The sequence below is a fragment of the Kitasatospora sp. NPDC002522 genome (genome assembly GCF_053595195.1).
In genome coordinates, this window is sequence record NZ_JBSFXE010000005.1 from 167,633 (window position 1) to 186,403 (window position 18,771).

Below are 18,771 nucleotides of genomic sequence, written 5' to 3' on the forward strand. Positions count from 1 at the left end.
CACCGTGTCTTGGCCAGCATCCGGTGAGGCGAGGTTACCCCGGAGTCATGAACGGTGAATGACGAGCCCGGAGCGGCGGTCCGTCAGAGGGACACCGCCCCACCGGGGGTGACGATCCGCAGGCCCGCCTCGTCGAGGTCGATCGCCAACGGAGCACCCTCCAGGGCGGCCTCGTTCAGCAGGGTGCCGCTCGTCAGGTGCCACAGGCGCAGCGTCCCGGCGGTGTCGCCCGCCGCGAGCAGCGCCTCGCCGTCGAACTCCCGGGAGACCAGCGACCGGACCGCCGCGCCACCGCCGGTGAGCTGCGCGGTGAGGCTGCCGTTCTCGACCGACCAGACCAGCACGGTGCCGTCGGCGGCTCCGGCGATCACCACCGGGCGACCGCCCGACTCGCCGAAGGCCAGCACCTCGGCGGGCTGCGCCAGGCCCTCGCAGACCGGACCGGCCCCGCCGGTGCCGCCGTGCCACAGCCGCACCACCAGGTCGGCGCCGACGGTGGCCAGGATGTGCTGGCCACCGGCCCGGGTGACCGCCAGCGCGGTGGTCCCGACGTGGCCGGTGTCGAAGCGCAGCCGGGCCGCCCCGGTGGCGGCGTCGCGGACCGCGACCACGCCGTCCCGCCCGGCGGAGACCAGCAGCGGCGGCTCGTCGGCGGTGAACGCCAGCCCGGCGACCGGCCCGGCGTGCGGGGTCGGCAGCGGGTACGGGGTACCGTCGCGCAGCGTGTGGGCGCGCACCGAGCCGGCCGCCGTGCCGGATACCAGCAGCGGACCGTCCGGCCCGTCGGCGGTGACGTCCAGCGCGTGCACCGGACCGCCGTCGGCGGCCAGCTCCAGCAGCTGAGTGGCCGTCAGCGCGTCCCAGGACACCAGGGTGCCGTCGCCGAAGCCCGCCACCAGCACGGCCCGGCCGAACAGTTCGCCGCTCGCCAGCGCGGTGACCGGGGTGCCGGTCCGGCCGAGCGGGGCGGGCGTCTCGCGGGCGGTCCCGGTGGCGGCGTCCCAGGCGGTGATCCGGCCGTGCTCGTCGCCGACCAGCAGCCGGGCGCCGTCGGCGGCCAGCGCGGTCAGCCACTCCCCGGCGGGCCAGCCGCGCAGCGCGCGGCCGTCGTACACGTCCCAGGTGCGCACCGTGCCGTCCAGCGCGCAGGAGGCCAGCACCGGGCGGCCGTCGAGGTCGAGGAAGGCCAGGCCGGTGACGGTGCCGGTGTGGCCGTCGAGTTCGGCGACGATCTGGCCGGTGGCCAGGTCCCAGAGCCGGATCCGGCGGTCCAGGCCCGCCGAGGCGAGCACCGCCTGGTCGCCGATGCCGAGCACCGCGAGGGCGCGGACCTCGCCGCGGTGGCCGACCAGCAGGTGCAACTGCTCGCCGTCGGCGGCGTTCCACACCCGGACGCTGCCGTCGGGCGAGGCGGCGACCAGCAGGTCGAGTCCGGCGCAGCGCGCGGCGCGCAGCACGGTGGCGCCGGAGCCGCCGGTGGGCAGGGTGCCCAGCACCCTGCCGTTGTCGGCGCGGATCGCCCGCAGGTCGCCGGACTGGCCGGCCGAGAACGCCACCGGGATGTCGCCGATCACCGCGGCGGCCACCGCCTGGGCGCCCTCGCCGCCGGTGGTGCCGTGCGCGACCTGCCCGGTGACGGCGTCCCAGACCTGCACCGAGCCGTCCGCACCGCCGACCGCGAACAGCGAGCGGCCGGCGGCCTCGCCGAGTGCCACGGCGGTGGGCAGCAGGCCCGCGTCGGCGTCCGAGCCGCCGAGCGACTCGGCGTCGTCCAGCGCGGTCAGCCCGAACGAGCCGTCCTCGTCCACCAGCGCGTACGCGGCCCGGCCGCCCACGGTGCCGACGGCGGCGGCGGTGCGGGCGCCGCGGGCGGTCGGGTCGGCGATCGCCAGCACGCCCGGCAGCGCGGCGGGGCTGCCCGGCTCGGCGAGCAGCTGGTCCAGCAGCGCCTCCAACGCGGTGGCCGAGACCGGGACGGGCGCCGCCGTCCCGTCGGTCCACTGCCGGTCGGGGTGGCCGGGCTGGCCGACGACGGTCAGCCGCCGCGCCGTGGCCGGCTCCTCGACCGGCACGGGCGCCTCGCCGAGGCCGCCCAGCACCCGCCGCACCAGCGCACCGTCGAGCCGACCGGTCCGCTCGCCGCCGCCGTCCGCCCCGCTCGCGCGGAACGTTCCGTCGGCGGTGATCAGCAGCTCACCGCGGCCACCGGCCTCCAGCCGGACGCTTCCTGACATGTCGTCACTCCTTGTGCCCTGCCGGACAGTCGCCTGCCCGCGCTGCTTCCCGTTCTCTTGCCTGGTCTCGCGCCCGTCGCCGTCCGGCGACCCGGGGTGCGCCCGGCGGCCTGCGCCGCCCGCACGCGTCAGCCTCGCGACGCCGTCATCCGCGCGCCGTTCCGATCCACCCGCCGTCGTCTCGTTCCGGCGGTCAGCACAGGTCGTCCGGGACGAGGGTGGCGTGCACGGCGTCGTGCAGCCGCTGGGTGCGGGAGCTGCGGAAAAGCGCCGGACGGTAGCCGGCCCGCCGGAACCCGATCGCGGCGCCCATCACCTGGCTCGGCATGTTGTCGGCGGCGGCGAAGGCGTCGATCCGGCGCAGGCCCAGCCGCTCGAAGCCGAACCGGCAGACCAGGCGCAGCGCGCCGGTCGCGGTCCGCATCCGCCGATGCTCCGGCAGCAGCCACACGGCCACCTCGGCGCTCTGGTCCGCCGCGTCCAGGTTCACCAACTCGGCCCAGCCGACCGGCTCTTCGTCCAGGTCCACGGTGAAGTACGCGGCCCGGCCCTCGGCCCAGAGCAGCGGCGGCACCTCGGTCAGCCAGCGCTCGGCGGCCGCCATGTCCAGGTGCGGGATCACCGCCTGCAGGAACTCCCGGACCAGCGGGTCCCGGGTCCCCCGGAACACCAGCGGCGCATCGCCGACGACCGGCCGGCGCAACACCAGCCCGTCCGCCCGCAGCGGCTCGTCCTCGACTTCGGCGAGCGCCCGCATCGCTCCCCCTGACGGCAGTCCCACGTTCCCCGACATCCCCGAACATCCCCGCCGCCCGCGGACGCACTCCAACTCACCGCCGGAGCGCGCCCGTTCCACCCTTCCGGGCCGAACGGCCCGCCCAGTCAACCACACCCGACCCCCGTTTCCGCACGTCACCCGGACGTTAACCAAACGTGAGCGCCCCCGCCCACACTCGTTGTCGGGGCCACGTCACCGCCCCGCCCCGCCGCCCACCGGGTCCGTTCATCCCCCCGGCCGGACCCGGCACCCGCTCACGGGCGGCGGGGCGCCCCGGCCCACCCGATTCCCGGCCGTCCCGCCAGCAACCGCCGCACGGCGTCCACCGGTTCAGCCGAAGCCAGCACCGCCGCCGCCTCGATGTCATCGATCCGCAGCGTCGGCAGCCAGCCGTGCTCCGCGGGCAGCAGATCGGCCAGCGCATCCCGGAAGGCCCGCTGCCGGTGCCGGCCGCCCGCGCCGGGAAACAGCAGAGGCCGGGCCCGGGGCGAACCCGCCACCGGGCTCACGGCCGGTCAACTCCCGGGCCCGCCGCGACCATCGGGCGGCATCGAACCCCAGGACGGCGTCGGACGGGTAGTGCGCGAGGCTGACGGCCCGCGCACCGGTGAAGTGCTGGCGTTCGTCGACCTCCAGCACCTGCTGCCGGCCGTCCGGATGGGTCAGCAGCACGTCCAGCCGGCGGTGCTCGCGAGGCGGGGCCAGGTCAGGCAGGGCGAGTCCGGTCAGCGCACGGTAGATCACCGCCACGGCGGGCCACCGCCCGGCACACTCCACCCGCCCCGGCCGCACCAGCCACGCCGGGCACGCCTCGGCCCGCACCTGCACCCCGAGCGCGCTCGGCAGCAGCGCCGTGAGGCCGTTCTGCAGGTCCTTCACGTACGTCCCCCTCCGTGCGGGTCAGACCGTCGGACCGCAGTCTCACACCTCAGGCCCGGACCCTCGAGCCGTCGGCGAGGGTGACGCCTTCGGGGAGAGGCGCGGTGCGGAGTTCCCGGATGAGGGCGCGGACGGCGGCGGTGCGGGCGAGTTCGGGGGTGGTGACGTAGCCGACCTGGCGGGTCGGCGGCTCGGGGCCCAGGTCGGTGATCGCGAGGGCGGTAGGCGGGTTGAGCAGGGTGAGGCGCGGCATGATGGCCATGCCGAGTCCCTGGGCGGCCATCGAGAGGACCACCGTGTCGTCCTCGACGTTGACGGTCGCGGCCGGGATCCACTCCTGCCGCCGCCACCAACCGGCGGTGTAGGAACCGCAGTTCTCGTCCCAGTCGACCAGCGGCAGGCGCATCGGATCGGGATGGCCCTGCTGGTGGGCGAGCGCGTAGCCCTCCTCGTACAGCGGGACGGCGAGCAGACCGGGCAGCGCGGTGCCGCCCGCGTCCAGGGTGGCGAGCGCCAGGTCGGCGCGCCCGTCCGCGACCTCGCCCGCGGTGCCGCGCCCGAGCTCGCGGACGATCCGCACCTGCGGCTCCACGCCCGGGTGACGCACCGCCAGCCCGGCGAGCACGGCGGGCAGCAGGTGCACGGCGACGCTCCGGAAGGCGGCGATCCGCAGCGGCCCGGCCACCGGCTCGCCCGCGCCGCGCTGCGCCTCGTACGGCAGCGCGGCCAGCAATCGCAGGATCCGCCGGGCGTGCCCGACCACACGGGCACCCGCCTCGGTCGGGCTCGCACCGCGCCGACCGCGGTCGAACAGCACGGCGCCGAGCTTGCGTTCGCAGCCGCGGACCGCGTGCGAGACGGCGGACTGGGTCATGCCGAGCCGCTCGGCGGCGGCGGTGAAGCTACCGGTGTCGGCGACCGCGGCCAGCACCCGCAGCTCCTGCGGAAGGAGATCTGCCATCCGCGCAGCGTAGCGGCAGCCATGAACGGCATTCATGGCAGGCGGCGTTCCATCGACGCCGGCCCCTGCCAGGGCATCGCGCCGCTCCCTACGGTCGAACCCGTCACCCACCGCACGTCCGACCCTGGAGCAGCGCCATGACCCGCACCGCCACCCGCACCGCTCTCGCCGTCCACCAGACCGCCCGCCCGCAGGGGCTGCCCACTGCCGAGCAGTTCGCGTTCGTCGCCGACGAGCTGCCCGCCCTCACCGAGGGCACCGCGCTGGTGGAGAACGCCTACCTGTCGGTCGACCCCTACATGCTCGGCTCGATGGCCGGCGGCGACGGCGGGTACGCGCTGAACGCCCCGCTGGAGGGCCGCGCGGTCGGCCGGGTGGTGGAGTCCCGCAGCCCGGCCCTGCCGGTCGGCACCGCGGTGATCCACCGTCAGGGCTGGCGCACCCACGCGGTGGTGACGCCCGGGGACGTGCGGGTGCTGCCCGAGCTGCCCGGCGTCCCGCTCAGCGCGCACCTCGGCATCCTGGGCGGCACCGGCCTGTCCGCCTACGTCGGCCTGACCCGGATCGCCGGCCTCAAGCCCGGCGAGGACCTCTTCGTCTCCGCGGCGGCGGGCGGCGTCGGCACCGCGGCCGGCCAACTCGCCCGCCTGCTCGGCGCCCGCCGGGTGATCGGCTCGGCCGGGACGCCCGCCAAGACCGCCTTCCTCACCGACCGGCTCGGCTTCGACGTGGCCTTCGACTACCACGACGGGCCGGTCCGCGAGCTGCTGCACGGCGCCGCACCCGACGGCATCGACGTCTACCTCGACAACGTCGGCGGCGAGCACCTGGCCGCCGCGATCGACGCGATGCGCGACTTCGGCCGCATCGCCTGGTGCGGCGCCATCGCCCAGTACGCCGCCGCGACCCCGCCGGCCGCCCCGCACAACCTGTTCGACCTGGTCGGCAAGTCCATCCGCCTCGAAGGCTTCCTGGTCCGCCACCACCTCGACGCCCAGCCGGAGCTCTACTCCCTGCTCGCCCCGCACCTGCGCTCCGGCGCGATCCACTCCCCCGAGACGCTCCACCACGGCTTCGACCACATCGTCGACGCCTTCCTCGGCGTCCTCACCGGCGCGAACACCGGCAAGATGCTGGTCGAGATCTGACCGGGTCAGTCGAGCCACACCGCGACGGACACCGTCGCCGTGGCCGGCCGGCCCCCACCCGCGTGCTGCAGGTCCGTGACGTGCACGGCGGCCACCCGCTTCTCCGAGGTGCGCACGCACAGCCACAGGTTCGGGCCCGGGCGCTCAGAGTTCCGATGAGAGCGATCAGCGCGACCTTCACCCCCGCGGACATCCGACCTGACGGCTGCCTGCCGGACGCGGACGGATCCGCCGGCGGCCCATCGCCGTGCGCCGGGCCGTGCTGGGGCGGGACGGTCACGAGTCCTCACTGCATTCGGGCGAGCCGTGCCGGACCGCCGGCGGCGGCCCGCGGGGTGGTGACCCGGGGTCAGGCCAGGTCGAGGATGTCGGTGAGGCCGGCGGCGGCGAAGGCGGCGAGCAGGGGCTCGCGGCCTTCGGTGAAGTGGGCCCAGCTGTCGAAGTGGACGGGGACGACGCGGCGGGCGCCGAGGATCCGGGCGGCCTCGGCGGCGGCGGCGCTGTCGAGGGTGAGCAGGGCGTTGTCGAAGATGCCGACCCGGGCGCCGCCGGCGAACAGGACGGCGGTGTCGACGGGACCGACGCGGTCGGCGATCCGCCGGACGACGTCCAGCGAGGCGTTGTCGCCGCTGACGTAGACCACCGGCAGGTCCTCGCCGGTCAGCACGAAGCCGACCACCTCGCCGCTGATCGGCTCGCAGCCCTCGGGGCCGTGCTGGGCGGGGACGGCGGTGACGGTCACGACGCCGCCGTCGGGACGGGCCAACTCGGCGCTCTCCCACGGGGCGAGGCCCTGCGCGGTGCCGCCGAGGCGGATCGCGCCGCTCGGAGTGGTCAGGGTGAGCGGGACGTCGGCCAGCAGCTTGCGCCCGCCGTGGTCGAGGTTGTCGGGGTGCTCGTCGTGGGAGAGCAGCACCGCGTCGAGGTGGCCGAGTTCGGCGGGTTCGACCGTCCCGGGCAGGGTCTTGGTCAGGTACCGGCCGTCGCCGCGCGGGTAGTCGCCGGGAGCGTCGAAGGTCGGGTCGGTGAGGAACCGCAGGCCGCCGTACTCGATCAGGGCGGTGGGGCCGCCGAAGACCTGGATGTCGAGGGAATCGGTCATCGCACACCTCACGGAGAGTCAGTTGAGTCACGGGAAACCGTGTCGTTTCCCGTGAGAGAAATCTAGCGGCACCTCACGGCTCGTCGCAAGGTTTTCCGTGAGAAGAGGTCCGGCACCGCCGCTTGGACACAAGGTGTCCTACAGTCGACCCCGCGTTCACGGCACCCGCCGAACCGACGAGGAGGCCCCCGGACCATGGCGGACACCTTTGCCGCACGGAAGGCCGAACTGGTCGACCTCGCCCGGCGACGCATGCGCGCCGCGATACCCGACAACGACTGGACGGTGCGTCAGAAGATCGCGCTGACCTGCCGGATCCTGTTCGACGCCGGCCACGACTCCGGCCTGGCCGGCCAGATCACCGCCCGCGCCGAACGGCCGGGCACCTACTACACGCAGCGGCTCGGCCTCGGCTTCGACGAGGTCACCGAGGACAACCTGCTGCTGGTCGACGAGGACCTGAACGTCCTGGCGGGCGACGGCATGGCCAACCCCGCCAACCGCTTCCACTCCTGGGTGTACCGGGCCAGGCCGGACGTCACCTGCATCATCCACACCCACCCGCTGCACGTCTCGGCACTGTCGATGCTGGAGACACCGCTGGTGGTCTCGCACATGGACCTGTGCCCGCTGTACGACGACTGCGCGTTCCTGGAGAAGTGGCCGGGCATCCCGGTCGGCAACGAGGAGGGCGAGCTGATCGCCGGCGCGCTCGGCGACAAGCGGGCGCTGCTGCTCGCCCACCACGGCCAACTCGTCGCCACCGCGAGCGTCGAGGAGTCCTGCACCCTGGCGATCCTGTTCGAACGGGCGGCCCGGCTCCAGTTGCTGGCCGCCGCGGCCGGGCGGATCCAGGAGATCCCGGAGCTGCTCGCCAAGGAGGCCCACGACTGGACCTCCACCCCCGAGCGCGGGCAGGCGAACTTCGCCTACTACGCCCGCCGCGCCCTGCGCGCCGGTCACGGCGACGCCCTCACCGAGGCCCCGAGCACCGAGGACCGAACCCGGTGACCCGCCTGACGCACCACCACGAACCCGCTGCGGCGGGGGCTCACGGGAGCGACGGGACCCGGCCCTCCGCCGCCACGGGTTCGTCGCGGATCACCAGCAGCACCTCGGCCGCCCGCCCGTCCAGGCTGCGCAGCCGGTGCGGCACCAAGGAGTTGACGTACACGCTGTCGCCGGGGCCGAGCTGCACCGTCCGGTCGGGGAACGCCGGCTCGGCGCGACCCGCGTGCACGAACAGGAACTCCTCGCCCGGGTGGGACTTGTAGGCCGCAGGGGCGTCACCGACCGGCGGGTACATCACGGACGGCACCATCTGCTTGCCGGGCAGGCCTCGCCCCGGCGGTCCCGATCATTCTCCCACCGGCCCGCACCGCGACCCGCCCACTCACGGGCAACTGGACGCTTTACCATGAGAGGCATGAGCCAGCGTCCCGCCGCCGTCGCCGCCCCCGCGCCCCCGCCCGCCCCCGGCGCCGAGCGGTACGTCGCCCTGGACTTCGTCAACTCCGCGCTGACCCTCCCGGGCGGGACGCTCGACCTGCTCGCCACACCCGCCGAGACCTCCGCCTGGCTGGTCGAACACGGTCTCGCCCCGGCCGGCGCGCAGGTGTACGACGTCTGCAACGGCCGGCTGCACGGCCTGCGCGCCGCCCTGCGGGAACTCCTGGACGCCCACACCGCCGGCCGGCCCGCGCCCGCCGACGCGCTGGCGGCCGTCAACGCCGCCCTGACCGCCACCCCGTCCGCGCCACTGCTGCGGTGGGACGCCGACCTCGGGCTGCACCGCTCGGTCACCCACCCCGCGGACCGGCTGGCCGACCACGCGATGGCGCTGCTCGCGGCCGACGCCGCCGACCTGCTGACCGGCGCCGACGCGGAGAAGCTCGCCGCCTGCGGCGGCAGCCCCTGCACCCGCTTCCTGGTCCGCGGCCACGCCTCCCGCCACTGGTGCTCCACCCGCTGCGGCGACCGGGTCCGGGCGGCCCGGGCCTACGCCAGGAAGCGCGCCGAGAAGGAGAACTGACGGTCCGTCAGCCCCCGGAACGCCGGAACCCCGGCGGGCACGCAGGCCGGCCGGGGTTCCACCAGGGTTCCGAACGGATCAGACCGCCGGGCGCGGGAAGGTCGGGTACTCGACGCCCGAGACGTGCTGGACGACCCGGATCACCTGGCACGAGTAGCCGAACTCGTTGTCGTACCACAGGTAGAGGATCGCGTTGTCGCCCTCGACCTTGGTGGCGCCCGCGTCGACGATCGAGGCGTGGCGGGAGCCGATGAAGTCGCTGGAGACCGCGTCGGGCGAGTCGATGAAGTCGATCTGCCGCTTCAGCGGGGAGGTCAGCGAGACGTCCCGCAGGTGGTCGAGGACGTCCTCGCGGGTGGTCTCGCGGGCCAGCTGCAGGTTGAGGATGGCGATCGAGACGTCCGGCACCGGGACGCGGATCGAGCTGCCGGTGATCTTCGCCTGCAGGTCCGGCAGCGCCTTGGCGACCGCGGAGGCGGCACCGGTCTCGGTGATCACCATGTTCAGCGGCGCGGAGCGGCCGCGGCGGTCGGCCTTGTGGTAGTTGTCCAGCAGGTTCTGGTCGTTGGTGAACGAGTGGACGGTCTCCACGTGGCCGCGCAGCACGCCGTACTCGTCGGCCATCGCCTTCAGCGGCGGCACGATCGCGTTGGTGGTGCAGGAGGCGCAGGAGATGATCTGCTCGTCCGGCTTGACGGTGTCGTGGTTGACGCCGTGCACGATGTTCGGGACGTCGCCCTTGCCCGGCGCGGTCAGCACGACCTTGGCGATGCCCGGCCGCAGGTGCTTGGACAGGCCCTCGCGGTCGCGCCAGCGGCCGGTGTTGTCGACCAGGATCGCGTCCTTGATCCCGTAGGCGGTGTAGTCCACCTCGCTGGGGTCGTTGGAGTAGATCACCTTGATCGCGTTGCCGTTGGCGACGATGGTGCTGTTCGCCTCGTCCACGGTGATCGAGCCCTGGAACTGCCCGTGGATGGAGTCGCGGCGCAGCAGCGAGGCGCGCTTGACCAGGTCCTCGCCGCCGCTGTTGCGGACCACGATGGCGCGCAGCCGCAGGCCGTTGCCCGAGCCGGCCTTCTCCACCAGGAGGCGGGCCAGCAGGCGGCCGATCCGGCCGAAGCCGTACAGCACCACGTCGCGCGGGGCCTGGCGCTCCAGCTTGTGCTCGCCGGTCGCCCCGACCACCGCCTCGGCGGTGAACTGCTCGACGGTGAGGCCGCGGTCGTCCGCACGGTAGGTGGCGGCCAGCATGCCGAGGTCGATCTGCGAGGGACCGAGGTCGAGCGTGGTGAGGGCCTGGAGGAACGGCATGGTCTCGGTGACCGAGAGCTCCTCGCCGGCGATCTGGCGGGCGAAGCGGTGCGTCTTCAGGATGCTGACCACCGACTTGTTCACCAGGGAACGGCTGTGCAGCAGGACGTTCACGTCCCGCTCGCGGTGCAGCCGCCCGATGATCGGGATCATCGACTCCGCGATCTCCTCGCGGTTCATCCAGTCCGTGAACACGTCGTCATTGACAGTCACAAGTTCAACTTTCGAGGGTAGGCCGAGCTAAGGCGCTCCCATGCTAGCTTTGGCCGCCCGCGATCAACCGGGCGGTCCCCCCGCTGACCAGCGGTGGTACGCCCCCGCGGGCCCCGTTCGGCGTGACGCCCGCCACACCGCGAAGACGGCTGCCCGCCTCCGCCGCACTCCGCGGCCCGATCTGACGGCCCGTCGGACGCCCTCGACGGTGCACACAGCGTGACCAACATCACCCCGCCCGGCCGGCCGCCGGAGGGATTCGCGACCGGATCACCAAGCTTCGTTCAAATCGCCGCCTCCGGACCCGGGTTGGCGCTACCGTGCGAGCCACCAGGTCCCAACGGGGAGGCACCATGGCGATCGAACTGCCCGGCGAGGTCGTGTCGTTCCTGTCCATCATCGGCATCAACTGGCCGAGCGTGAACGAGGATTCCGTGCGCGAGTTCGCTTCGCACGTCAAGGAGTTCGCGGAGAACGTCGAGTCGGCGCACCAGCAGTCGACGGACACCATCCAGCGGCTCGGCGAGGCGTACCAGGGCGCGTCCTACGAGGCGCTGCTGGCCAAGTGGGCGAACATCTCGGACAGCCACCTGAACCAGCTGGTGCAGGCCTGCCACGTGGTGGCGCAGGCGCTGGAGATCGCCTCCGACGTGATCATCGCGATGAAGATGGAGACGATCGGCGAACTCATCGCGCTGGCCGCGGCGTTCGTCGCCGACCAGGCCGCGGCGGTGGCCACCTTCGGCATCGCCGAGGCTGCCGTGGCGCTGATCGAGGAGGCCGCCAAGCGGCTGATCAACTACCTCGAGCAGCAGCTGGAGCAGTACATCATCGGCCAGGTGATCGAGGCGGCGATCGGCCCGCTGATCGACACCGTCGCCAACGCCGTCTCCGGCCTGGTCTTCCAGGCCGCCGAGTCCGCGCTCGGGGTGAGCGGCGGCTCGGGCGGCGGCAGCGGCTTCATGATCGACCCGGACCTGCTGGACGACCACGCCCGGATGATGCACGAGCACGCCGAGACGGTGGCCGGCCACGCCGAGGTGTTCCAGTCGAAGCTGGCCTCGGTCAGCTTCGAGTAGACCCGGCGCCCATCGCGCGATGACGGACCGTCGGCCGCCGCCGCAGGAGAGTGCGCCCGCACCCCACCCGCGGCAGGCGGTCCGCCCGCGACGACGACGAGTCGCCAGCCGCCGACGGCCCGCCCGCCCGGCACACCCCGGCCGGGGCAGCCACCACCATGGCCACCGCGAGCTGAGCCAACGGCGCCCCCGGGTGGGCGACCTCACCGATGCGCTGCACGAGCTGGGTCCGGGCCCACAGGGTGCCGTCGGCCGCCCCGAGGGCCTCGTCGCCCGCCCGAACTGGTGGTCACCCACGCCGCGCACGGCGGCCTGACCGGCCACCCGGACCACCGCCTCACCGGTCGCAAATCGCACCCCACACCCACGCGCCCCCGCCCGGGACCCGCCACCCTCGCGCAGCGCACCCTCCCCGCCCCGCACCCGCGCGCCCACGCCGCCCCCCACCCTCACCCTCACTCTCGACCCGCCACCCTCGCGCAGCGCACCCTCCCCCGCCCCACACCCACGCGCCCACGCCGCCCCCCCCCACCCTCACCCTCACTCTCGACCCGCCACCCTCGCGCAGCGCACCCCTCCCCGCCCCACACCCACGCGCCCACGCCGCCCCCCACCCTCACCCTCGCTCTTGACGTGCCACCCTCGCGCAGCACCCCTCCCCGCCCCACACCCACGCGCCCGCGCCGCCCCCCACCCTCACCCTCGCTCTTGACGTGCCACGCTCGCGCAGCGAAGGTGAGCGACACCATCTGACATGTTGCGTGTGAAATTGCACAGCTCCCCCTCGCCACCGCCAGGGCGGGCCGCGGCTGCACGCGAGGGAGGGCGCATGGACCTGGAGCTGCGACACCTGCGGGTGCTCTGCGCGATCGCCGACACCGGCAGCGTGGGCCGGGCCGCGGCCACCATCGGCGCGTCCCAGCCCGCCACCAGCACCCAACTGCGGCGCATCGAGCGCCACCTGGGCGCGTCCGTGTTCGATCGCACGGCCTCCGGCGTGGTGCCCACGACCTTCGGCGCCGAGGTCCTGGCCGCCGCCCGCGAGGTCCTCGCCCGGGTCGATCGGCTCGCCCAGGGCCCGGCCTGCGCGGGCGACGACCACCCCCACCGTGATCTCCGGGTCGCCGCGACCAGCCCCGCCCTGCTGCCCGGCCTGCTCACCAGGGCCCGCCAGCTCCGCCCCGACCTCCGCTTCACCCTCTCCCCCCACCTCCCGCCCGCCCCATCCCCCGGCGCGCCGCAGCCCGCCCAGCCCGATCTCGTCCTCGCCCTCGACCACCCCGGCGCCCAGCTCCGCCCCTCGCCCGACTTCGGGCTTCGCGGCATCGCCACCGAGCCGGCCTTCGTCGCACTCCCGGCCGTCCACCCGCTGCGCCACCACGCCGAGTTGACCCTGCCCGACCTGGCCGCCGAGGCCTGGCTGCTCCCCACCTTGGACGGGCCCACCTGGCCCGCGCTGTTCCGGGCGGCCTGCACGGCGGCCTCCTTCGCGCCCGCCCAGGTCAACGAAGTCCGCTGCGGACGGCGCGAGTTGCTGGACCTGGTGGCGGCCGGCCTGGGCGTCGCGCTGGTCCCGGCGAGCACCGCACCCGCGTACGGAGCGGTGTTGAAGCCACTGCTCGGCAGCCCGCTGTGGTTGCGCCACGCGCTGCTCTGGCGGCGCACCGCGGTCAGCCCGGCCCTCGCCGACACCCTGGTCGCCGCCGCCACCGCCGCCCACCGCGACCTCGCCGCCGAGGCTCCCCACCTGCACAGTTGGGCCGCGCGCAGCTTCCGTCCACCGCGCCCCTGAGGTCCGGGCCGGCACCCCGTCCGTTCACCTCACCAACCCCTCCCCAATCGTGTTATGCCACCCCAGTGCAATGTCATATGACCTGTGACATTGTTCTGACGCCCCGCCCGATGCCAGGATGCACTCGCGTCACCCCCCAGCTGATGCCCAGTGAACTCCCCCACAGGAGAAGCAGTGCGCCTGCGCATACCCCTTCCCACCCTGACGGCCGGCCTGCTGGCCGGCTGTGCCACGGTCGCCGCCCTGCTGCCGGCCGTCCCGGCCTCCGCCGCCCCGGCGCCGGCCGCCGGCAAGGCCCGGGTCGGCGCCGCCGTCGCGGACACCGCCCCCAAGCCGCTCGGCCCGATCGTCGCGGCCGCGCCCGACACGCTCACCCCGGTCGCCGCCCCGCTGCCGCCTGCCCTGCTCAACCAGGTGGTGGCGGGCCAGCCCGCCGGCACCGCCGTGCAGACCACGCCCCGGCCGTACCAGGCCCTCCCCGCCCAGCCGGTCGCCAAGTCGGCCAAGGGCGCCACCGGTTCGGCGAGCGGCGCCGCGGGGACACTCGCCGCGGCCGCCCAGACCTGCACCGCCGCCGACTTCGGCAGCCGCTCCGGTGCCGACCTGGTGGCCTTCGTCGAGGGCTCCACCACCACCTGCGTGAAGACGCTGTTCAACGTGACCGGCAGCGACGCCGGCGCGATCTTCAAGCAGGCCAACATGCTGACCGTCGCGGGCGCCTTCAAGGACCTGGCGGCCGGCTACGACGGCACCAACTCCGCCGGCATCCTGCAGCTGGTGCAGTTCCTGCGGGCCGGCTACTACGTCCAGTCCTACAACGCGGGCGCGGTCGGCCCGTACGACTCCTCGCTGACCGCCGCCACCAAGGCGGGCCTGGACCGGTTCTTCGCGGGCAGCCACTGGACCGACGTCAACGACGCCAACGGCGTCGTGCTGTACGACGTGGTGATCCTCACCGACAGCGCCAACGTCCAGGCCGGCTACCTGAACGTCTACAAGCAGCTGCTGAACGGGTACAACAACGGCTACAACGCGTCCCCGCGGATGGTGGACTCGGTGAACGCGCTGCTGTTCGCGCCGCTGTGGCGCGCGAACTGGAACAGCGACTTCATCAACGCGGTCGGCGCCGACACCAGCCTGGTCGGCGCGCTGGCCGGGTTCGTGCAGAACCACAAGGACCTGCTCGGCACCGCCAACGCCTTCCTGGACGTCAACGCGGGCAACGACCTGGCCCGGATGGCCGGCGACAGCACCGCGATCGAGAGCGTGGCCAAGCCGCTGGTGAAGCAGGTCCTGGACACCACCGCGATCCTCGGCACCACCGGCCCGCTCTACGTGCACGTGGCGTACAACGCCAACTCCTACGACCGGGCGCAGTGTTCGTACTACGGCATCTGCGACCTGCCGACCAAGCTGGCGGACACCGTGCTGCCGAACGTGCTGGTCTGCGACAACCGCACGCTGCGCGCCCAGGCCCTGACGGTCGCTCAGCTGCAGCCGGTCTGCGCGAGCCTGCGCGGCGAGGACGGCTTCTTCCACAACCTGGTGAAGGACACCGGTCCGGTCCCGAACCAGTACGGCAAGACCGTCATCATGCCGGTCTTCGCCTCCGCCGCCGACTACCAGACGTACTCCTGGGCGATCTACGGCAACTCGACGGACAACGGCGGCCAGACCGTCATGGACGTCACCGACCCGAACAACCAGCCGGTCTGCGTGATGTACCAGAAGTCCTGGAACGACGACTTCCCGGGCAACGTGTGGAACCTCAACCACGAGTACACGCACTACCTGGACAACATCTACGACATGAAGGGCAACTTCGGCGCCGAGACGTCCGTCCCGGACATCTGGTGGATCGAGGGCGTCGCCGAGTACCAGTCGTACACCTACCGCGGCGTCACCGACACCCAGGCGATGACCGAGGCCGGCAAGCACACCTACAAGCTCAGCACGATCTTCCAGAACACCTACTCCAACTCGGACTCCAACCGGGTCTACCCGTGGGGATACATGGCGGTCCGGTACATGGTCGAGAAGCACCCGGCGGACGTCTACGCCATGCTCGGCCACTTCCGCACCGGTGACTACCAGGGCGGCTACGCGGTCTACAACGGCCTCGGCACCTCGTACGACGCCGACTTCGACGCCTGGCTGAGCGCCTGCGCCTCGGGTGCCTGCTACGCCACCGGCCCGACCGCGCTCTTCACCCAGTCCGTCAGCGGCCCGACCGTCACCCTCACCGACCGCTCGGTGGTCACCAACAGCCCGGCGCCGATCACCTCCTGGCACTGGACCTTCGGCGACGGCACCTCCGCGGACGTGCAGAACCCGACCCACACCTACGCGAACGCGGGCACCTACACCGTCGCCCTGACCGTGACCGACGCCAACGGCCGCTCCACCGCCACCCCGGCCTCGGTGACCGTCGCCGTCGGCGCCGGCACCACGCTGCCGACCTGCACCGACCAGCGCACCGACGCGATGGGCCAGAACTGCTCCCGCACCGGCCGCGCCCGCACCGCCGGCAACCTCGACTACCTGTACGTCTACCTGCCGGCCGGCACCACCACCCTGAAGATCACCGCCAGCGGCGGCACCGGCACCGCGTACCTCTACTACAACGACAGCACCTGGGCCTCCCCCAGCGCCTTCACCGCCTCCTCCACCACCCCCGGCACCACCACCCAGACCATCACGGTCACCAACCCCACGGCCGGCTACCGCTACCTCAGCCTCTACGCCGCGACCGACTTCAGCGGCGTGACCATCACCACCCAGTTCTGACCCGCTGACCCCCACCCACCGGGCAGCCACGGCCTCCAGCCGTGGCTGCCCGGTCGGCGTTCACCACGGGCGTCAGCCCAGTCGCGCCGCCGCGGCCGCCCGGACCTCGGCCTGCTCCGCCGGGTCGTCCCGCAACTCGGACAGCCGGCGGCGCAGTTCGGTCCCGTCCGGGGCCCGTTCCACCGCCAGCAGCCGGGCGGCCGGCTCGCAGTCCCACAGCGACTCGTACAGCAGCGCGTCCACCGCGCCCGGCCGGATCGCCACCAACGCCCGCAGGTACGAGGGCCGTTCGTACGAGTGCGGGGTGTGCAGCCAGTACCGGCCGAGCACCGCCTCCGCCTCACCCGCCGCCGCACCGAACCGCCCCAGCCCGTCCGCCAGCAGATCGGGCCCGCACCACCGGCGTTCGCCCCAGCAGCGCTCCAACTCCCGCAGCAGTCGGGGCAGGTCCTCCCGCTCCCCGTGCCGGGCCAGCACCCCGAGGCCGAGCCACGCCAGCCACGGCCGGTCGTCCGCGGCCCACTCGCGCGCGGCGGCCAGCGCGGGCGCCCCCACCCGCTCCACCGCCCGGCCGAGCAGCGGCAGCGGCCGCTGCCCGTCCGCCGATGCCAAGTCCGGTACCAGGGGGATCAGTTCGCTCACCCCGGGACGGCCGGCGAGGGTCACCACGGCGGCGCCCCGCTCGGCCCGCGAGGCATCGGCGTCCCTCAGGACGGCGATCAGTTCGGCGTCGGTCGGGCCGATCCGGTGACGGTGGCGGCGCAGGGCGGTCCGGCTCTCCGGCGCGAGCGCCTGCCGCCAGCGCAGCCACGGCCGGCTGTTCGGCCACTCCGGCCGCCCGCCGTCCAGACGGCGGACCGCGTCCTCGGCCAGGTCGTCCCACCACTCGGGCGGCCAGCAGTCGGCGAGCGAGCACAGGACGTCCTGCCACCACGGACCGTGCCGGACGTGGTCACGCAGGGCCTCGCGGGCCTCGACCGACCCGCGCAGGGCGAGCAACTCCAGTACACGGAACCCTCGTTCGCACTCCTCCTGGTCGCCCGCCAGCTGTTCCAGCAGCGGCTCCAGCGGTACCGCCGAGCGGTCGAGCAGCCCGGCCAGGTAGCCGTGCCGGTCATCGACCTGCCAGTCCCACCTGGTGTCCCGCCGGACACAGGCCAGCGCCACCGCAGCGGCCGCCGCAGGCTCGCGCTCCGCCCACACCGCCCCCAACCCGCGCCCGCGCTGGATCAGCCCTGGCAGGGTGTCCACCGGCGCGTACCGAAAGTCGTCGTCCTCGTCCGTCACGGCCGGACATCCTGCCCGGCCCCGGACCCTCCCGCGAGCCGTTTTCGCACCCGCCGCGGCATCGACCGGGCACCCGGACCCGGCCGCCCTCGCCGACTCCGCTCGCACCCACGGGTGCAAGTGGCGTGACCACCCCGGGTTTCGGTCGTTATCCCCGGACGTGAGTGCCGACCCAAGGGCCCTGACGGGCGTAAGAGACGAAACGATTCAGCAAGCCCCGATTTACGCCCGACTGGTGACCATCTGGCACCAGGCGGGGCGTACCGTGCCCGGCCGGCAGGACCAGGAGTGGTCCCGACTGGTCGCGCTGCCCCGGTTCTCCTTCCAGCCGCCGTCCGAACCGACTCGACCCGAACCGGTCCGAGCCGAACCGGTCCGAGCCGACCCCGTCCGATCCGACGCCATCCGAGCCGAGCCCGCCCGACCCGAACGACCGCCAGGCGAACGGCCCCCGGGCGATCGACCGCCCGGCAAGCCGGCGGCCGGTGCGCGGCCGAGCATCGTGCGACCGCGGGAGGAGTCCCGGTGAACTGGTCGAACACCCCGCACGACCGGCTCGACCGGGCCGGTGACGCGGACTGCGTGCTGCTGCTGGACGTCGTCGTGGAGCCCTGTCCGGGCCTGCAGGTCTCCGTCCCGGCACGGCTGCGCTACCACCGCGCCGACCCGTACGCCGTGCACCTGGACTGCCACGCCGACCTGGACGACCCGATCACCTGGCTGTTCGCCCGCGACCTGCTGTCCGCCGGGCTGGACGGCTGGGCCGGGATCGGCGACGTCACCATCCGGCGCTCGCTGGCCGACCCGGAACTGGTCGCCATCGCGCTCTCCACCCCGGGCCACACCGCGGTGCTGCGCACGCCCGTCGAACCGGTCCGCGACTTCCTGCGGCTGACGGAGCGGCTCGTCCCGCCCGGCTTCGAGCACCACTACCTCGACACCGACACCCTGCTTCGCCGCCTCCTCGACCACCGCCCCGAGCACCGCCCCGACCGACCGCTCCCCGGGCCGGAGGGACTGCCGAGCTGACAATCACCTTTCACCACCCGGCTTTGACTCTGCTTTACCCTCCCTCACTCCTTCGCCACCGAACAGCATCGGTTTCCCTCCTCCCGCGTTGAACAGCCGGGGTTTCCGGAAAGCGGGCTTTCACCGCCTTCGCCGCCGG

16 protein-coding genes are annotated in these 18,771 nt (G+C 73.8%); 8 read left to right on the forward strand and 8 right to left on the reverse strand.

All coding sequences use genetic code 11. The features are described 5' to 3' along the window. Window positions 1-83: 83 nt before the first annotated feature. The 4 genes from ACWD4U_RS05940 to ACWD4U_RS05955 form a co-directional block, all read right to left on the reverse strand. The gene (locus ACWD4U_RS05940) at window positions 84-2,234 is read right to left on the reverse strand and encodes a WD40 repeat domain-containing protein (RefSeq protein WP_363451490.1); all 2,151 of its coding nucleotides are present in this window, start codon (window positions 2,232-2,234) and stop codon (window positions 84-86) included. A gap of 193 nt (window positions 2,235-2,427) precedes the next feature. Further along, entirely contained in the window at window positions 2,428-3,027 is a 600-nt protein-coding gene (locus tag ACWD4U_RS05945) for a GNAT family N-acetyltransferase (protein ID WP_363451488.1), read from the reverse strand. Between the two features lie 348 nt (window positions 3,028-3,375). Then, on the reverse strand, window positions 3,376-3,891 hold the full coding sequence (locus ACWD4U_RS05950) for a hypothetical protein (protein WP_363451486.1): 516 nt from the start codon (window positions 3,889-3,891) through the stop codon (window positions 3,376-3,378). 49 nt (window positions 3,892-3,940) lie between these two features. Further along, window positions 3,941-4,852 carry a LysR family transcriptional regulator gene (locus tag ACWD4U_RS05955; protein ID WP_363451484.1) on the reverse strand — a complete coding sequence of 304 codons (912 nt, stop codon included), beginning with the start codon at window positions 4,850-4,852 and terminating at the stop codon, window positions 3,941-3,943. Between the two features lie 137 nt (window positions 4,853-4,989). Here ACWD4U_RS05955 and ACWD4U_RS05960 point away from each other — a divergent pair, with 137 nt between their 5' ends. Next, window positions 4,990-6,000 carry an NADP-dependent oxidoreductase gene (locus ACWD4U_RS05960; RefSeq protein ID WP_363451482.1) on the forward strand — a complete coding sequence of 337 codons (1,011 nt, stop codon included), beginning with the start codon at window positions 4,990-4,992 and terminating at the stop codon, window positions 5,998-6,000. Between the two features lie 349 nt (window positions 6,001-6,349). Here the strand turns inward: ACWD4U_RS05960 and ACWD4U_RS05965 are convergent, their stop codons facing one another. Beyond that, window positions 6,350-7,102 (reverse strand): MBL fold metallo-hydrolase, encoded by a 753-nt coding sequence (locus tag ACWD4U_RS05965; protein ID WP_363451480.1) that lies wholly within the window; start codon window positions 7,100-7,102, stop codon window positions 6,350-6,352. A gap of 195 nt (window positions 7,103-7,297) precedes the next feature. Here ACWD4U_RS05965 and ACWD4U_RS05970 point away from each other — a divergent pair, with 195 nt between their 5' ends. Next, window positions 7,298-8,113, forward strand: coding sequence for an aldolase (locus ACWD4U_RS05970; protein ID WP_363451478.1), 816 nt, complete (start codon window positions 7,298-7,300; stop codon window positions 8,111-8,113). 40 nt (window positions 8,114-8,153) lie between these two features. Here the strand turns inward: ACWD4U_RS05970 and ACWD4U_RS05975 are convergent, their stop codons facing one another. Continuing rightward, window positions 8,154-8,408, reverse strand: a complete 255-nt coding sequence (locus ACWD4U_RS05975) for a cupin domain-containing protein (RefSeq protein WP_363451745.1) — start codon at window positions 8,406-8,408, stop codon at window positions 8,154-8,156. 120 nt (window positions 8,409-8,528) lie between these two features. Here ACWD4U_RS05975 and ACWD4U_RS05980 point away from each other — a divergent pair, with 120 nt between their 5' ends. After that, window positions 8,529-9,134, forward strand: a complete 606-nt coding sequence (locus tag ACWD4U_RS05980) for an ABATE domain-containing protein (RefSeq protein ID WP_449787116.1) — start codon at window positions 8,529-8,531, stop codon at window positions 9,132-9,134. Between the two features lie 78 nt (window positions 9,135-9,212). On the opposite strand, the gene ACWD4U_RS05985 is transcribed toward ACWD4U_RS05980, so the two are convergent. Further along, a complete protein-coding gene (locus ACWD4U_RS05985) occupies window positions 9,213-10,658 on the reverse strand; it encodes a glyceraldehyde-3-phosphate dehydrogenase (RefSeq protein WP_363451474.1) in 1,446 nt (481 codons plus the stop codon). Window positions 10,659-11,011: 353 nt separating this feature from the next. Here ACWD4U_RS05985 and ACWD4U_RS05990 point away from each other — a divergent pair, with 353 nt between their 5' ends. The 4 genes from ACWD4U_RS05990 (at window position 11,012) to ACWD4U_RS06005 (ending at window position 16,316) form a co-directional block, all read left to right on the forward strand. Next, on the forward strand, window positions 11,012-11,737 hold the full coding sequence (locus ACWD4U_RS05990) for a WXG100-like domain-containing protein (RefSeq protein WP_363451472.1): 726 nt from the start codon (window positions 11,012-11,014) through the stop codon (window positions 11,735-11,737). A gap of 50 nt (window positions 11,738-11,787) precedes the next feature. Beyond that, window positions 11,788-11,913: a hypothetical protein gene (locus tag ACWD4U_RS05995; protein WP_363451470.1), complete on the forward strand. Its 126-nt coding sequence runs from the start codon at window positions 11,788-11,790 to the stop codon at window positions 11,911-11,913. 653 nt (window positions 11,914-12,566) lie between these two features. Then, entirely contained in the window at window positions 12,567-13,529 is a 963-nt protein-coding gene (locus ACWD4U_RS06000) for a LysR family transcriptional regulator (RefSeq protein WP_363451468.1), read from the forward strand. A gap of 174 nt (window positions 13,530-13,703) precedes the next feature. Then, window positions 13,704-16,316, forward strand: coding sequence for a collagenase (locus ACWD4U_RS06005; protein WP_363451466.1), 2,613 nt, complete (start codon window positions 13,704-13,706; stop codon window positions 16,314-16,316). 72 nt (window positions 16,317-16,388) lie between these two features. Here the strand turns inward: ACWD4U_RS06005 and ACWD4U_RS06010 are convergent, their stop codons facing one another. Further along, on the reverse strand, window positions 16,389-17,603 hold the full coding sequence (locus ACWD4U_RS06010) for a hypothetical protein (protein ID WP_363451464.1): 1,215 nt from the start codon (window positions 17,601-17,603) through the stop codon (window positions 16,389-16,391). 525 nt (window positions 17,604-18,128) lie between these two features. On the opposite strand from ACWD4U_RS06010, the gene ACWD4U_RS06015 reads away from it, so the two are divergent. Next, the gene (locus ACWD4U_RS06015) at window positions 18,129-18,632 is read left to right on the forward strand and encodes an SsgA family sporulation/cell division regulator (protein WP_363451462.1); all 504 of its coding nucleotides are present in this window, start codon (window positions 18,129-18,131) and stop codon (window positions 18,630-18,632) included. Window positions 18,633-18,771 lie beyond the last annotated feature (139 nt).

Excerpts from the sequence above, each read along its gene's own strand:
- ACWD4U_RS06000 (WP_363451468.1), top strand. The coding sequence starts at position 12,567 with ATGGACCTGGAGCTGCGACACCTGCGGGTGCTCTGCGCGATCGCCGAC.
- ACWD4U_RS05990 (WP_363451472.1), top strand. The coding sequence starts at position 11,012 with ATGGCGATCGAACTGCCCGGCGAGGTCGTGTCGTTCCTGTCCATCATC.
- ACWD4U_RS05945 (WP_363451488.1), bottom strand. The coding sequence starts at position 3,027 with ATGTCGGGGAACGTGGGACTGCCGTCAGGGGGAGCGATGCGGGCGCTC.
- ACWD4U_RS05975 (WP_363451745.1), bottom strand. The coding sequence starts at position 8,408 with ATGTACCCGCCGGTCGGTGACGCCCCTGCGGCCTACAAGTCCCACCCG.
- ACWD4U_RS05970 (WP_363451478.1), top strand. The coding sequence starts at position 7,298 with ATGGCGGACACCTTTGCCGCACGGAAGGCCGAACTGGTCGACCTCGCC.
- ACWD4U_RS05940 (WP_363451490.1), bottom strand. The coding sequence starts at position 2,234 with ATGTCAGGAAGCGTCCGGCTGGAGGCCGGTGGCCGCGGTGAGCTGCTG.
- ACWD4U_RS05960 (WP_363451482.1), top strand. The coding sequence starts at position 4,990 with ATGACCCGCACCGCCACCCGCACCGCTCTCGCCGTCCACCAGACCGCC.
- ACWD4U_RS05955 (WP_363451484.1), bottom strand. The coding sequence starts at position 4,852 with ATGGCAGATCTCCTTCCGCAGGAGCTGCGGGTGCTGGCCGCGGTCGCC.
- ACWD4U_RS05965 (WP_363451480.1), bottom strand. The coding sequence starts at position 7,102 with ATGACCGATTCCCTCGACATCCAGGTCTTCGGCGGCCCCACCGCCCTG.
- ACWD4U_RS05980 (WP_449787116.1), top strand. The coding sequence starts at position 8,529 with ATGAGCCAGCGTCCCGCCGCCGTCGCCGCCCCCGCGCCCCCGCCCGCC.